The sequence below is a fragment of the Marinomonas ostreistagni genome, from assembly GCF_016888445.1.
Taxonomy (GTDB): Bacteria; Pseudomonadota; Gammaproteobacteria; order Pseudomonadales; family Marinomonadaceae; genus Marinomonas; species Marinomonas ostreistagni.
In genome coordinates this window covers 1,075,151-1,088,624 of sequence record NZ_JAFEKF010000001.1, presented here as the reverse complement: position 1 = coordinate 1,088,624, position 13,474 = coordinate 1,075,151, and the positions used below count along the sequence as shown (strand labels likewise).

Below are 13,474 nucleotides of genomic sequence, written 5' to 3'. Positions count from 1 at the left end.
ATATGAAAGGTAGTCAAAAAGTCATTGATAGCCTAAACGCGTTATTGGAAAACGAGTTGGCCGCGATCGACCAATACTTTATTCACTCTCGTATGTACGATGATTGGGGTCTAAGCAAACTTTATGAGCGCTTAAACCACGAAATGGACGAAGAAAAAGATCATTCTGATTGGCTAATTAAGCGTATTTTGTTCCTTGAAGGCGTGCCTTGTATGACTAAGCGTCGCGAGCTGCTAGTGGGAACTGACGTGCGCTCTATGATGAAAAATGATTTAACACTTGAGCTTGAAGTGGTGGCGTGTGCGCGTAATGTTATCGCCATCTGTGAAGAAGAGGGTGATTACCAAACCCGCGAAATGCTTGAGAAGCTTTTGTATGACACAGAAGAAGATCATGTTTACTGGCTTGAGAAACAGCTACGCTTGATGGATACCATCGGCGAGCAAAACTACATTCAGTCACAGATGTAAGAGGTCGTTATGAAAGGTGATCGCGAAGTCGTCGCTAGCTTAAATAAAGTGCTAGCAAACGAGCTGGTAGGCATTAACCAGTATTTCTTGCATGCGCGTATGTTTAAAGATCAGGGGTTTGATCTGTTGGATAAAGCGGATTACAAAACTTCTATCCAGAAGATGAAAAACGCCGATCGTTTAATTGAGCGTATTTTGTTTTTGGAAGGCTTGCCAAACTTGCAGGACCTTGGTCGTCTGCGCATTGGTGAAGATGCTGAAGAAATGATTGACTCTAATATGGCGTTTGAATTGGCAACACTGCCTGATCTTCAGGCGGGCGTTAAGCTTTGTGAAGCGAAAAAAGACTTCATGAGCCGTGAAGTGCTAGAGAAGATCCAAGAAGAGCAAGAAGAGCAGATTGATTGGCTGGAAACACAGCAGAATTTGATCAAAACGGCAGGCCTGCAAAACTACCTACAGTCACAAATGGGCGAGTCATCACTGGATCACTAAACCAGTGATGCTATGCCACCTTGACGAGGAGCTCGTCAGCCAGTTTTAGTAGCTCCTCGTTAAGAATTCCTTTTACGTCTTTACAGCACTTCCCGCACTGTTTACCAATATCATGCTCGTTATAAAGCTCACGCATCGTTGTCGCGCCGTCGGCGATCGATTTTTTGATGGCTTTATCTGAGATAGCATTGCAAAGACAAACGTACATAAAATGAAAATCACTCTCAATTCGATTTATTGTAAATAATATTTGGGATGATAATTGTTATCAACAAAAATAAATTTATCTGAATTGCAGGCCTGATAGATTTTGTTAAATGTTTCGGTGAAGGGGGTAGGCAAAAAAAATGACGCTTAAGCGTCATTTTCTTGGTTGATATCGGTGAGGATTTCAGCAAAGGTTTCCGGTGGGTGCGCCCCTTGTACAAGGAACTTTTCATTGATGATATAGGTTGGCACCGAATCGATGTTTAGCTGCGCCAAACGTTCCATTTTCTCTTCTACTAAGATTTCTGCCTCACGAGAAAGTGCCTCTTCGATGTCTTCTTCTTGTAGACCTACTTCTTTGGCTAAGCGTGTTAGCACAGCACTATCACCAATGTTTTCGCCCTTCGTGAAGTAAGCGTAAAAAAGCGTGGTTACCATAGGCGTTGCTAAGTTCATACGACCTGCTTGAGCAATAAACTGATGGGCCAGCTTGGTATTAGGGACGATATCTTTATCTGAAAAATTAAACTCAAGACCCGCTTCATGGCCTACGTTCTGCAGAGCATGAGTGACTTCGTTAAGCTTTTCTTGGCTACCAAACTTTTTGCCTAAGTAATCGTTACGGGCAACGCCATCTTTAGGAACATCTGGGTGCAACTCAAATGGCAGCCAGTGAATGTCGAAGCGAAAATCATCGCCTAGATGTTCCATAGCCGCTCTTAAGCGGGTGTAGCCAAGGTAACACCAAGGACAAACGGGATCGGCGACGATATCAATAGTTAGATCGGCCATTTCAACTCCAATTAATAGTTAGTTAACACTGTAAGCAATGCACTGGCTGATTTGGCAATAAGGTAAAGCTGATTCTTTATGCCAGTGATTGAAGGCTGCCTGGGCAGCGTTGAGCGCGCTTTGCGTGTCTCGGCCTGTCGTTAGGATAGACTGATGACGCAAATAGCCCTCCACGTCTTTGCTGAGCAAAAACGTATCTTTCCCCATGATGCGTAATGTATAAGCACCAGTATTGCCGCCTAAGCGCGATCCCTGTTGTTTGAGATAGCGCCACAATGAAACGATGTCGTCGCTGGGGTAATGGGCAATAAAGTTAGCAAAGCTGCCATGAGTTGCTTGGATATCTGCCATCATGAGCGCATTGTCACGAATTGTCATAACCTTGCCAAGATGGCGAATGATGCTTCGGTCTTGAGCTTTTTGTTCCCACATTTCGTCGTGCATTAACAGCATCTTCTCGATGTCAAAGCCAAAGAAAGCTTGCTCGAAGTTAGGCCATTTATTACGCACCACTTGCCAGTTCATACCGGATTGGAAAATCTTCTGAGTAAAGGCCGCCAACCAGCGATCATCGCCGATCTTGGTAAGCTCAGTTGGTGTGAGCGGCTGTGCCAGTTGCTGTTGCAACAGCGCTTCACTGCCAAAACGTGTGACGGCACGGTCATAAATGTCGGCAAAAGGTTCATACGTCATAATCTTCCTCCGTAGCGCGCGATTGTAGCATAGGATGTGAGCCGCGACTTATATCTGTAGAATTAGTGCTTAAAGTTAGCGCCAGCTATCGCTTATACTCCGTACTGAATGTTTTTAATAGGAAGTAACATGACGCACCTTAGTGTAAACCTTAATAAAATCGGCCTGTTACGTAATTCTCGTGGCCGCAATTATCCTAACATGGTCGATATGGCCAAGCGTACCTTGGAGCTAGGGGCGTTCGGTTTGACCATTCACCCGCGTCCAGATCAGCGCCATGCTACTTACCAAGATGCGTTTGATTTAAAAGAGCTGCTAAAACACTACCCTGGCCGTGAGCTTAACATCGAGGGGTTCCCTGATGAGAAATTCTTAGAAGTGGTGTTAGAGGTGCTTCCAGATCAGTGCACGTTGGTGCCGGATGATCCGAACCAGCTAACTTCCGACCATGGCTGGAACATTGCGCGTGATCAAGATGCCTTGCGTCCAGTGATTGATCGCTTAAAAGAGCAGGGTATTCGAGTGGTGCTGTTTATGGACCCGAACCCTGACAATATGGCGCTGGCCAAAGCCGTAGGCGCGGACCGTGTCGAGCTTTATACCGAGGCGTACGCGAATGCCTATCACACAGAGCAGGCTACTGAAGTAAATGACCAGTATCAAGCGGCTGCTCAAGCGGCTTTAGACGAGGGTTTAGGTGTTAATGCTGGTCATGATCTAGACTTAGAAAACGTCGCACAGCTATGCCAAGAGGGTCGCATTACCGAGGTGTCGATTGGTCATGCGTTGACGGTCGAAGCGTTAGATTATGGCTGGGATAATGTTGTTAAGCGCTATTTGGAGCTGCTTGGGTGAGCGACTTAGTGGGTAAGCGCCCAATTTGCAGCGCTTGCCAATATCCTGCTAAGCAGTGTATTTGCCACTTAATTACCCCTATGGACGGCCGAACTCAGGTTTGGATTTTGCAGGATAAGCATGAAGCCAAGCACGCCAAAAATAGTGCTCGCTTATTTGCCTTAAATTATACCTCGACACACATCGTACCATTTACGGATGATCAAGCGCTGGCGCATTGCTTGGCGAGCTGTCGCCCAGAAGAAACCTTATTGCTTTTTCCTGAAGAAGAGGCGACGCCAGTTGAACGGTTATCAGAGGATAAAAAGCGTTGTATCAAGCATGTGATTTTATTGGATGGTACTTGGCCTAAAGCCAAAAAAATGCGCTTACTTGAGCCGCGTCTAAACGCTTACCAAAGTGTCAGCTTTGCCTCGCCGCCAGAGTCTGTGTATGAAATCCGCAAATCGCCCAATGCTACGGCCTTGGCAACCCTTGAAGCCGCTAGCTATTTTTTGGAGTGTGTAGAAGATTTACAATTTTCTGTAATTCGACACACTTTTGCTGACATAATCGCACTACAATGGTCTCAACAGCCTGTAGCGCATAAACACAAACAAGATTGAGATGACTAATGGATAAACAAACGCAAACCGAAGTGGAAGCAGCCGTATTACGTCGATTGATCGAGCATCTTGATGCGCGCAAAGACGTACAAAACATTGACTTGATGAATCTAGCAGGCTTTTGCCGCAATTGTTTGAGTAAATGGTATGCGGCGGCCGCACAAGAACGTGGTGTGGAAATGGATTACGAACAAGCTCGTGAAGTCGTTTACAAAGAGCCTTACGCTGACTGGAAGGCTAAGTATCAAGCGGAAGCATCGCCTGAACAATTGGCGCAATTTGCTGAACGCTCTAAAAGCGAGAGCTAATCGATGAAAACGTCGCTCCGAGCGTTTGCTGGCGTCATCACTTTGTGGCCTCGTGCCATTTTAAGTGTGTGGCTTGGGCTTGCGCTATTAGGGGCGACTTTTCTTCAAGCTGATATTTCACAAAAATATGTGACCTTGGCGCAAAACATTGGTGCCAAATACGGTGATCGAGCTGAGAAACGAATCTTGGCTTGGCGTCGGATGGTGGAAGGTGCACAAGGCTCTGATGTAGTGGGTAAGCTGCAAACGGTCAATGACTTCTTTAATATGATGGAGTTCGTCAACGACATCAAACACTGGGGCAAAGAGGACTATTGGGCAACGCCGATAGAGTTCTTGGCAACAGGCGGCGGAGACTGTGAAGATTTTACCATTGCAAAATACTTTGCCTTGCGTGAGCTTGGCGTGCCCGATGACAAGTTAAGACTTGTTTACGTTAAAGCGTTAACATTAAACCAGCATCACATGGTGTTGGCTTACTATGATACCCCAACCTCTGTCCCAGTAATCTTAGATAACTTGGATCGTACTATTAAGCCGGCAATCCAGCGTAATGACCTGCAACCAATTTATTCCTTTAATGCTGAAAACCTGTGGCTCTCCAAAGAAAAGGGCCGTGGTCAGCTAGTAGGGGGTTCATCACGTTTAAGCTTATGGACAGATTTGAATAATCGACTAACAGACTTGGAAGGTTAGGAGACAAACCGTGACATTATTTAGACAACTTTTATTGACCATTGTGCTGCTCTTGTCTCTAGTGCTCCTAGTAGTGTTGGCGATTAACTTTCAGAATACGAAAGATTATTTGATCAATCAGCTGCAGTCGACCACCCAGGACTCTGCTACAACCTTGAGTATGCAAGTCTCTGACTACATGGCGCTGGAAGATTATACTTCCGTCGAGAGTAGCGTGAATGCGGTGTTTGATAGCGGCTATTTTGCCAAAGTTAGAGTGCATGCTTATGCGACGGATCGCTCGATTGTACGAGCTAACCCGACGCGCATTGTTGGTGTGCCTGACTGGTTTATCCAAGTTATTGACTTTGAGGTGCCTACGGCGAAAGCGGTCATTTCCAATGGCTGGAACGAGCTGGGCCAAGTCTATGTTACGGGCAGTGCAGGTTATGGTTACTACCAGCTTTGGCTGGCAACGCGAGATTTATTACTTTCATTTATTGTGATCGGCACCATCGCGATTCTATTAGGCGCTTTAGCCGTGCGTTGGCTGGTACGTCCATTATCTCAAGTTGAAAAACAAGCGGAAGCGATTCAGCAGCGCCGCTTTGTGCAAATGACTGAGTTGCCCAAAACCCGTGAGCTTAAATCCGTCGTACAGTCCATGAACCGTATGGCGGCGAAGCTGGAAAAAGAATTTGCCGCTGAAGCGCAGACTGCCCAGTGGCTGCAGGCCAAAGCGTTCAAAGACCCTGTCAGTGGCCTAGGTAACCGTAACTTCTTTGAAAGCCAAATCGTCGCACATTTTGATGATGGCGATCGTACTTTTGATGGCTTGTTGTTAGTGAACTTATTAGACCTTGCCAAGGTAAACAATGAGCGCGGTTATGAAGCGGCCGATGGTTTTATTCGTAGCTCCGCTGAGATTATTTCAAAGCATGTGCGCCAATACCCTGAAGCCATTGTGGCGCGATTGAGTGGGGCGGACTTTATTGTTTTGATTCCTAATATCGAAACAGAGCGCCTAACAGAACAGGTGCAAAGCTTGATGGTTGAACTCAAAGAGCTGTCTGGAGCGCGCATCAGCTATTCGGAAGCTGTTGCCAATATCGGTGCGGTCATTATTGATGACAGCGTGACACGTTCAAGCGCAATGGCACAGGTGGATGCCGCATTAAGGGCGGCGAAGCAATTAGGTGCCAACCAATTTAAAGTGTTCGACTCAGATATGGCGCAGCAAATGGCGATTGGTCGTATGGCGTGGAAAGCGATGTTGGAAAACGCTATCGAGACGCAAAGTTTTGCCTTGCGCCGTCAGCCTGTTGCGAATATGAATCAACGTGATCAAATTATACAGCAAGAAGTGTACGCCAGCTTAGTGAGCGATGGTAAACAGTATCATGCGGGCTATTTCATCGGCCTAGCAGAACAGTTTGATTTGGGTGAGCAGGTCGACCAAGTGATTATTGAGCGAGTGATCTCGACCATCGAAACTACGCGTGATCAAGGTCCATTTGTGATCAACTTGTCGGCGTCTGGTTATGCAAAATTGACCTTTGTAAGTTGGTTAGATAAAACCTTGGCGCAATTGCCGGCAAGAGTGAAATCATTGTTGGCATTTGAAGTGTCTGAGCAAAGTGTTCTAGCGGCTGAAGATCATGCATTTTTGTTGGTGCAAACACTTAAAAATCATGGCGTGAAATTCGGTATTGATAACGTTGGCAAACAATTTTCTGCTTTCCAATATCTGAAAACCTTAATGCCGGATTACGTTAAAGTGGACCCTTCCTATACGAAGCTTGCGGTGGGCAAAGAGTCAGAGTCCTTCTTTATGCATACCTTATGTAAGATGTTCAATAGTCTGAACATCGAAGTCATTGCGACAGGTGTCGAAACGGACGAGCAAATAGAAATCCTTCGCGGGTTTGATATCAGCGGCCTACAAGGCTTTGGTATCGGGCGTCCAGAAGCCTTTGGCGAGCGCTAATCTTATATTAACGAATCGGTTTCGTTGAATTCCTCAAGGATGAGGGCTTCATTGTTACCGTTATGGATATTACGCACCCATTTGCGGCTGAGGATTTTCTTTTGTGCCGCAAGTGGCAGTTCGGTAAATTGAATTAAGCGCTTTTCTGCTAGTAAATCAATTAAATCTTCCAGTACCCGCATCATGTCTTGATCAGAAGAGTGCAGAAGATCTTGTGAGGACTTTTGGTCAAGTTTTTGTGCCAGAATATTTGCGACAACAGGATTATCTGGGGCGACTAAGGTGTTGTATTCTTCACTATGTTGGGTAGCAACATCTAAGATGTCGCCGTTTTCGTCTAATTTTGCGTACAGCATCCTTTGATCACCTTCTATATTGAACCATAATGGTTATATTCATGATGTGTATGGGTTACGATGATTGAATTTTAGATTACTAATCAAGTTGTTGTAACATACTATACGTTTAAATTTTCTCTTAGAGTATGATTATGGGTGTTTTTTAGCGGGCAAGCTTTGTCAGTCGTTGAACACCTTTATCCTCTACTAGGCTGTAAACTCCCGCGCAACGGAATCACATAACATGGCTGCAAATAACAGTTCTGAACATTCGCTTAAGCAAGAAGAATCGGACTACGATACGGATCGTAATGACGAGTTAGCGCAGACCGAGCCAGCCGAAGACGATAATACTGCGTCGGACGCAGCATCGACAGATGACGCCAACGCGGCAGCAACCGAGTCGGCGTCACGCCCTAAAAACAGTAAGTGGCATAAATCTGTAGAAGAGTTAGAAACTCCGGACCCATTACTCGATTGCTTGGTGAGCCTGACCAAATATTTTGATAACCCTTATACGCATCAAGGGGTGTCTGTCGGCTTGCCATTGTCGCAAAGCGGTATGACGCCAGAATTGTTCCAGCGAGCAGCACAGCGTATCGGCTTAGTAACACGCTTCGTCAAACGCCCGCTAGACAAGATTTCATCAGCGTTATTGCCAGTGGTACTGTTGCTTGAAAATGATCAAGCTTGTGTGATGCTTGAAGTTGATGAGCAAGAGCAGCAGGTCAAAGTATTTTTGCCTGAAACAGGGGATGGTGAGACGTGGCTCGCGTGGGAAAACATCGCTGAGCTATACACTGGATACTGCTTTTTTATTCGCCCGCAATACCGTTTTGATAAGCGAGCACAGTCCACTAAAGATGAGAAGGTCAACGATCGGCATTGGTTTTGGGGGACGGTGGCGACCTCTTGGCGTATTTATCGAGATGTGTTCATTGCCTCGTTATTGATCAATATCTTTGCTTTGGCTAGCCCACTGTTTGTCATGAATGTGTATGACCGAGTGGTGCCTAACAATGCCTTCGATACCTTATGGGTATTGGCGATCGGCGTGACAATCGTCTATTTCTTCGATTTCTTACTGCGTACCTTGCGTGCCTACTTTATTGATGTAGCGGGCAAAAAGTCAGATATTCTGCTGTCCGCCAATATTTTTGCCAAGGTCAATAACATTCGCATGGCGTCACGTCCTAAGTCGGTCGGTGCGTTCGCAAAAAATCTGCAAGAGTTTGACAGCATTCGCGAGTTTATTACCTCTGCGTCTATTACCACCTTGGTCGACATCCCTTTTATGTTCCTAATCGTTGGGGTGATTTGGTTAATCGGTGGACCTATGGGGGTGATTCCGTTGATCACCATTGCTCTGGTTTTGATTTACTCCTTAGTGATCCAAGCACCATTGCGTAATTCGATCGAAGAAGGGCAAAAAACATCGTTGCAGAAAAATGCGGTATTGATTGAAAGTCTTTCTAATGCTGAGAGCGTTAAGCTGAACAACGCCCAAGGTACCTTGCAGCAACATTGGGAAAGTGCGGTAGGCAACATCGCTGACTGGGGCTTAAAAACGCGTCAATTGGCTCAGTCTTGTTCTTCTTTTGCTATGACTGCGCAGCAGATGACCAGTGTGGCGATGGTGATTGTCGGGGTGTACCTGATCTCCGAAGGTGAGATGAGTATGGGAGCCTTGATTGCCTCCGTCATGCTGACGGGGCGCGCTTTAGCGCCGATGGCGCAGTTTGCAGCATTGGCTTCGCGTTACAATTACGCAAAGTCAGCGTTTAAAGCATTGAACGAAATCATGGCTTCCCCCGTCGAACAGCCAGAAGATACTAAATTTGTGCATCGTTCTCGTTTTGACGGACGCTTTGAGTTCGACAATGTTAGCTTCAGCTATCCTGAAGAAGAGCAGGATGCTGTGGCGGCGCTCAATCTTAGTATTAAAGCCGGCGAAAAAGTCGCCATTATCGGCCGAATCGGTTCTGGTAAAAGCACCTTAGGTAAGCTTATGACGGGGCTTTACGAGCCGCGCGAAGGCGCCGTGCGTATTGATGGCATTGATCTGCGCCAAGTTAATCCGGTGGACTTGCGCCGTAGCATTGGTGTGGTGTCTCAGGATGTCAGTTTATTTTATGGCAGCATCAAAGAGAATATCTGTTTTGGTGTGCCTTATATTGAAGATGAGGCGATTATTCGAGCAGCAGATTTGTCGGGTGTGTCAGAGTTTGCTAATCACCGTCCGTCGGGACTGGATAGTATTGTTGGTGAGCGTGGTTTGCAATTATCGGGTGGTCAAAGACAAAGTGTGGCGATTGCTCGTGCACTGCTATTTGACCCGCAAATCATGATTTTAGATGAGCCAACCGCGTCAATGGATAACACCACTGAGGTACGAATGAAGCGTCGTCTAGCAAATATTATTGCGGATAAAACCTTGATTCTAATCACCCATAAGTCGTCAATGCTTGACCTAGTAGATCGAATTATCGTCATGGATAACAGTCGCATTGTTGCCGATGGACCGAAAGAACAAGTCTTTGAAGCGTTGCGTCAAGGCAAGCTTAAGGTAAGCTAAATCAATGAGTAAAAATACTTCAGTAGCACAATCAGATCTCAGCTTTTTGAGTGATCGTAATGCAGCCCTGATGCTGAAAACCCCACGTGGTGGGCGCATCATTCTTTGGTGTGTCTTGCTGTTTGTTGTGTGTGCGCTAATTTGGGCCTATTTTACCGAGCTGGATGAGGTGACGGTCGGTGATGGTAAGGTCATTCCTTCCAGCCAAGTACAGGTTATTCAGAACCTTGAAGGCGGCATTCTAAAAGAGATTAATGTGCGCATTGGCCAGCGTGTTGAAGCTGGTGATTTGTTGATGACGATCGAAAACACAGAGGCTTTATCAACATTGCGTGAGCGCCAAGCCGAAGAGATGAATTTGTTGGCTCGCGCGGCGCGCTTATATGCCGAAGCGAACGGCCAGGCGCCTGACTTTCCTGATAGGCTCACCAAAGATTATCAAGACCTAATCGATCGTGAAACGAATCTGTATGATAACCGTGCAGCTTCTCTTGCTGCTAACCAAGCGATTTTTGAACAGCAGGTTCAGCAGCGCCGCCAAGAAATTGTTGAGCAAGAGGCCAAATTGAGCAACTTGCGCAGCAGTTACGAGTTGGCCAGTGAAGAGCTACGTTTAACACGTCCGGCTTTTGCGCAAGGGGCGGTATCAAGAGTAGAGTTACTGCAGTTGGAGCGCCAGGTTAACCAGCTACAAGGGGAGCTTGAGGCGACACGCTTGGCCCTACCGCGAGCGCGCTCTGCATTGGTTGAGGCACAAACCAAATTAGAAGAAAGTGAAGCGAAGTTCAGGGCTGAAGCACAAGAGCAATTGACAGATGTGCGTGCCGATTTAGACAGCATCCGTGAGGCTAGCGTCTCCTTAGAGGATAAGGTGAATCGTACTTTGGTGACTTCGCCAGTGAAAGGGGTGGTGAAGCAAATTGAGATCAATACGGTCGGTGGAGTGATTCGCCCTGGTATGAATTTAATGGAAGTGGTGCCCATCGAAGATTCGCTGTTGATTGAAGCGCGCATCAAGCCAGAGGATATTGGCTTTATTAAGCCGGATTTGCCAGCTGTTGTGAAATTAAGCGCCTACGATTTCTCCATTTATGGTGGCCTTGAGGCGTCGGTTGAAACGATCTCGGCAGACACTATCGTGGATGAAGAGGGTAACAGTTTCTATGTCGTACGTGTTCGTACTGATAAAAGTTATCTAGGTAGTGAGGCTAATCCTCTGCCAATCATCCCAGGTATGCAGGCATCAGTGGATATCATTACTGGTAAAAAGACTATTATTGACTATATTCTTAAACCAATATTTAAGGCAAAACAAAACGCTTTAAGAGAGCGGTAGTTACATAAATTCCGTTGCTAAACATGCTTTTGTTACAAAACATTACAGGGAAGAATTAGGGCTAGCGCTAACATCAAAGTATACAGTCTTAAGGATACATCTATCGTGAAAATATTGTGCTGGAACGTTAATGAATCAGTATGGCTCCACTGGTGCAATGTCTTGAGTGGTCGAGCGGAGTTGACGCGCACAACAGGTCAGCAGGAAACGCTAGATCAGTTAGCCAAGGAGCCATATGACTACTGCTTTGTTTATCTTGATGAAGCGCAGTTCTCCAGAAAAGTAGAAGATGTGGTGGCGCTTAGAAATGCGCACGCCAACCTTAATATTATCGCTTTTCCTTACTTACGTAGCCAAACGGCTGGTATTCGCATGCTGTCAGCGGGCGTTAATGCCCAATGCCCTCCATTTGTTAAGGCGGAGCAGTTGTCTCTTATTATGTCGGTAGTGGAATCGGGTGAGATTTGGGGCGGAAAAGAGTTCATTCAAAGCTTAATTGCTCAGTCTGCAAAGAATATTCCTGAGGAACATTGGGAACAGGATGAATTAGGGAGTCTGTCTGAGCGTGAAAATGCGGTGGCGTTGTTGGTGTCTCGAGGGTCTTCCAATAAGGTGATTGCAACACAGATGAATATCACTGAACGTACGGTTAAGGCCCATTTGACTGCTATTTATAAAAAACTGGCGGTAAAAGATCGCCTAGCGCTAGCTTTGTTAGTACAGCAGCATATTAAGTCCCATGGCTCAGCCGATGAAACTCAGTCTCCTGATCAGTTGATGGCACATTAGTGGTGGTTTCTCATTACTCCGATATAACTCTTACTGCCGTCATTCTCGCAGGTGGCGAAGGACAGCGAATGGGGGGCGTTGATAAAGGTTTGCAGATCTACCAAGGCCGCCCATTAGTACATTATATGCTGTCTTTGGCCGGCTCACTTAGTGAGTCTCTTGTTATTAGTGCCAATCGCAATCTTGATCGCTACCGCCAAATGGCTGACTGCGTTGTACCAGACGATGAATGTTTGGGGGGAGTCGGTCCGCTAGGTGGTCTTTTGGCGGTGCTGGGATATGTACATAGTTCGCATATGCTAGTGTTGCCATGTGATACGCCTAAGCTTTCTCGTGCAGCGCTCGTTGAGCTAATTGCTAGTGCTGAAGCCTGCTCTGATAAAATTCACTACTTGTCTACTGTCTCCGGTTCTCAGCCTTTACATGCCATCTTGCCTGTAGCGTCATTACAGGCATCACTTAGAGCGTTTTTGCACACTGCTGAACACCATGGTGTGATGAAGTTTTATCGTGAAATTGGCTGTCACGCGGTCCATTGGGATGTGGAAAGCGAGTTTGACAACTTTAATTACAGCCACCAACTACAAGCAGCGAAGTAGCACTACCTTTAGTGCTACTTGAGAGCGATCTTCTCAAGATCGAGAGTGTAGGATTCGCCTTTGTCGTGGTATTCCATTCTGACTAACAAAAAGTCGTACTTTGGGGCAAACCAAAAATAGGAGCTACGTTTATCTGAGTCGTTATCAGTACGAATGACTTTGATGGCGTCCAGCTTCCCCAATTGGGTGTCAATCTGTTCATGGCCTTGTGCTGCAAATGCATAGGTCTTGAGTTTGCCGCCGTCTGCTATGTGATAAGCAAAATTCCCTGTTGGATCGGCTTTGAGGTCATAGCGTAACTGCAATTGCATGCTTAGGCGATCGAGTGTTTGATCGGTAATGTCCATACGCCAAGGCTTCTGCTTAACGTCATTCAAAACACTCATTGCTTGCCAATCAAAGGTCAACTTGGCTTGTTTTTTCTTACCTAAAATACTGGATTGGTAATGGTAAGAAAGCGGACGTATTTGTGATGCTTGTCGGGTAAAGGTGCTTTGCTCTGAAAGCGTAGCAAAGAAGGTGTCGGCGTAAAATTTAAAGCGCCATTGATCGGCACTGGTTTGGCTTAGTGTTTGTGAGCCTTCTACTTTAATGCTGATGCCTTTTTTCCAAGTCGTACTGTAAGTGGCTTGGTAAGGTTGGAAAAAACTCGCCGCGGGTGCTTGAGCAGGTGACGGCGAGTCGGCAATTATGGGCAGAGTGGGAATGGCGAGTGTTGCAGCGACAATAATCCGGCGAATGCCCATAATA

16 protein-coding genes are annotated in these 13,474 nt (G+C 46.2%); 11 read left to right on the top strand and 5 right to left on the bottom strand.

Annotated features, from left to right (window positions below):
• Positions 1-2 precede the first annotated feature (2 nt).
• Positions 3-470, top strand: a complete 468-nt coding sequence (gene bfr / locus JQX58_RS05170) for a bacterioferritin (RefSeq protein ID WP_204145731.1) — start codon at positions 3-5, stop codon at positions 468-470.
• 9 nt (positions 471-479) lie between these two features.
• Positions 480-965, top strand: coding sequence for a bacterioferritin (gene bfr / locus JQX58_RS05165; RefSeq protein WP_204145730.1), 486 nt, complete (start codon positions 480-482; stop codon positions 963-965).
• Positions 966-975: 10 nt separating this feature from the next.
• Here bfr (JQX58_RS05165) and JQX58_RS05160 read toward each other — a convergent pair whose 3' ends face one another.
• From JQX58_RS05160 to JQX58_RS05150, 3 genes are all read right to left on the bottom strand, one after another.
• On the bottom strand, positions 976-1,173 hold the full coding sequence (locus tag JQX58_RS05160) for a (2Fe-2S)-binding protein (protein WP_204145729.1): 198 nt from the start codon (positions 1,171-1,173) through the stop codon (positions 976-978).
• A gap of 146 nt (positions 1,174-1,319) precedes the next feature.
• The gene (locus tag JQX58_RS05155) at positions 1,320-1,964 is read right to left on the bottom strand and encodes a DsbA family oxidoreductase (protein ID WP_204145728.1); all 645 of its coding nucleotides are present in this window, start codon (positions 1,962-1,964) and stop codon (positions 1,320-1,322) included.
• 18 nt (positions 1,965-1,982) lie between these two features.
• Positions 1,983-2,657, bottom strand: a complete 675-nt coding sequence (locus tag JQX58_RS05150) for a DNA-3-methyladenine glycosylase I (protein ID WP_204145727.1) — start codon at positions 2,655-2,657, stop codon at positions 1,983-1,985.
• A gap of 129 nt (positions 2,658-2,786) precedes the next feature.
• Here JQX58_RS05150 and JQX58_RS05145 point away from each other — a divergent pair, with 129 nt between their 5' ends.
• Genes JQX58_RS05145 through JQX58_RS05125 form a run of 5 tightly spaced genes read left to right on the top strand, consistent with a single transcriptional unit; the run spans position 2,787 to position 7,087 of the window.
• On the top strand, positions 2,787-3,512 hold the full coding sequence (locus JQX58_RS05145; protein ID WP_204145726.1) for a pyridoxine 5'-phosphate synthase: 726 nt from the start codon (positions 2,787-2,789) through the stop codon (positions 3,510-3,512).
• On the top strand, positions 3,509-4,117 hold the full coding sequence (locus JQX58_RS05140; protein WP_204145725.1) for a DTW domain-containing protein: 609 nt from the start codon (positions 3,509-3,511) through the stop codon (positions 4,115-4,117). Before JQX58_RS05145 ends, JQX58_RS05140 begins: the two co-directional genes overlap by 4 nt.
• 8 nt (positions 4,118-4,125) lie before the next feature.
• Positions 4,126-4,425 carry a DUF1244 domain-containing protein gene (locus JQX58_RS05135; protein ID WP_204145724.1) on the top strand — a complete coding sequence of 100 codons (300 nt, stop codon included), beginning with the start codon at positions 4,126-4,128 and terminating at the stop codon, positions 4,423-4,425.
• Between the two features lie 3 nt (positions 4,426-4,428).
• A complete protein-coding gene (locus JQX58_RS05130) occupies positions 4,429-5,121 on the top strand; it encodes a transglutaminase-like cysteine peptidase (RefSeq protein ID WP_204145723.1) in 693 nt (230 codons plus the stop codon).
• Positions 5,122-5,131: 10 nt separating this feature from the next.
• On the top strand, positions 5,132-7,087 hold the full coding sequence (locus tag JQX58_RS05125; RefSeq protein ID WP_204145722.1) for an EAL domain-containing protein: 1,956 nt from the start codon (positions 5,132-5,134) through the stop codon (positions 7,085-7,087).
• A 2-nt stretch (positions 7,088-7,089) separates the two neighbouring features.
• Here JQX58_RS05125 and JQX58_RS05120 read toward each other — a convergent pair whose 3' ends face one another.
• Complete coding sequence (locus JQX58_RS05120; RefSeq protein WP_204145721.1) at positions 7,090-7,443, bottom strand: hypothetical protein; 354 nt, start codon at positions 7,441-7,443, stop codon at positions 7,090-7,092.
• Between the two features lie 226 nt (positions 7,444-7,669).
• On the opposite strand from JQX58_RS05120, the gene JQX58_RS05115 reads away from it, so the two are divergent.
• From JQX58_RS05115 to JQX58_RS05100, 4 genes are all read left to right on the top strand, one after another.
• Positions 7,670-10,000 (top strand): type I secretion system permease/ATPase, encoded by a 2,331-nt coding sequence (locus JQX58_RS05115; RefSeq protein ID WP_204145720.1) that lies wholly within the window; start codon positions 7,670-7,672, stop codon positions 9,998-10,000.
• Positions 10,001-10,004: 4 nt separating this feature from the next.
• A complete protein-coding gene (locus tag JQX58_RS05110) occupies positions 10,005-11,336 on the top strand; it encodes an HlyD family type I secretion periplasmic adaptor subunit (RefSeq protein ID WP_204145719.1) in 1,332 nt (443 codons plus the stop codon).
• Positions 11,337-11,498: 162 nt separating this feature from the next.
• Positions 11,499-12,125: a helix-turn-helix transcriptional regulator gene (locus JQX58_RS05105; protein WP_239090144.1), complete on the top strand. Its 627-nt coding sequence runs from the start codon at positions 11,499-11,501 to the stop codon at positions 12,123-12,125.
• On the top strand, positions 12,125-12,724 hold the full coding sequence (locus JQX58_RS05100) for an NTP transferase domain-containing protein (RefSeq protein WP_204145718.1): 600 nt from the start codon (positions 12,125-12,127) through the stop codon (positions 12,722-12,724). Before JQX58_RS05105 ends, JQX58_RS05100 begins: the two co-directional genes overlap by 1 nt.
• Before the next feature lie 14 nt (positions 12,725-12,738).
• On the opposite strand, the gene JQX58_RS05095 is transcribed toward JQX58_RS05100, so the two are convergent.
• Positions 12,739-13,470, bottom strand: a complete 732-nt coding sequence (locus tag JQX58_RS05095) for a DUF3108 domain-containing protein (RefSeq protein WP_204145717.1) — start codon at positions 13,468-13,470, stop codon at positions 12,739-12,741.
• Between the last annotated feature and the right edge of the window lie 4 nt (positions 13,471-13,474).

Coding starts and splice junctions, on each gene's coding strand:
- bfr (WP_204145731.1), top strand. CDS start 3: ATGAAAGGTAGTCAAAAAGTCATTGATAGCCTAAACGCGTTATTGGAA.
- bfr (WP_204145730.1), top strand. CDS start 480: ATGAAAGGTGATCGCGAAGTCGTCGCTAGCTTAAATAAAGTGCTAGCA.
- JQX58_RS05160 (WP_204145729.1), bottom strand. CDS start 1,173: ATGTACGTTTGTCTTTGCAATGCTATCTCAGATAAAGCCATCAAAAAA.
- JQX58_RS05155 (WP_204145728.1), bottom strand. CDS start 1,964: ATGGCCGATCTAACTATTGATATCGTCGCCGATCCCGTTTGTCCTTGG.
- JQX58_RS05150 (WP_204145727.1), bottom strand. CDS start 2,657: ATGACGTATGAACCTTTTGCCGACATTTATGACCGTGCCGTCACACGT.
- JQX58_RS05145 (WP_204145726.1), top strand. CDS start 2,787: ATGACGCACCTTAGTGTAAACCTTAATAAAATCGGCCTGTTACGTAAT.
- JQX58_RS05135 (WP_204145724.1), top strand. CDS start 4,126: ATGGATAAACAAACGCAAACCGAAGTGGAAGCAGCCGTATTACGTCGA.
- JQX58_RS05130 (WP_204145723.1), top strand. CDS start 4,429: ATGAAAACGTCGCTCCGAGCGTTTGCTGGCGTCATCACTTTGTGGCCT.
- JQX58_RS05120 (WP_204145721.1), bottom strand. CDS start 7,443: ATGCTGTACGCAAAATTAGACGAAAACGGCGACATCTTAGATGTTGCT.
- JQX58_RS05115 (WP_204145720.1), top strand. CDS start 7,670: ATGGCTGCAAATAACAGTTCTGAACATTCGCTTAAGCAAGAAGAATCG.
- JQX58_RS05110 (WP_204145719.1), top strand. CDS start 10,005: ATGAGTAAAAATACTTCAGTAGCACAATCAGATCTCAGCTTTTTGAGT.
- JQX58_RS05095 (WP_204145717.1), bottom strand. CDS start 13,470: ATGGGCATTCGCCGGATTATTGTCGCTGCAACACTCGCCATTCCCACT.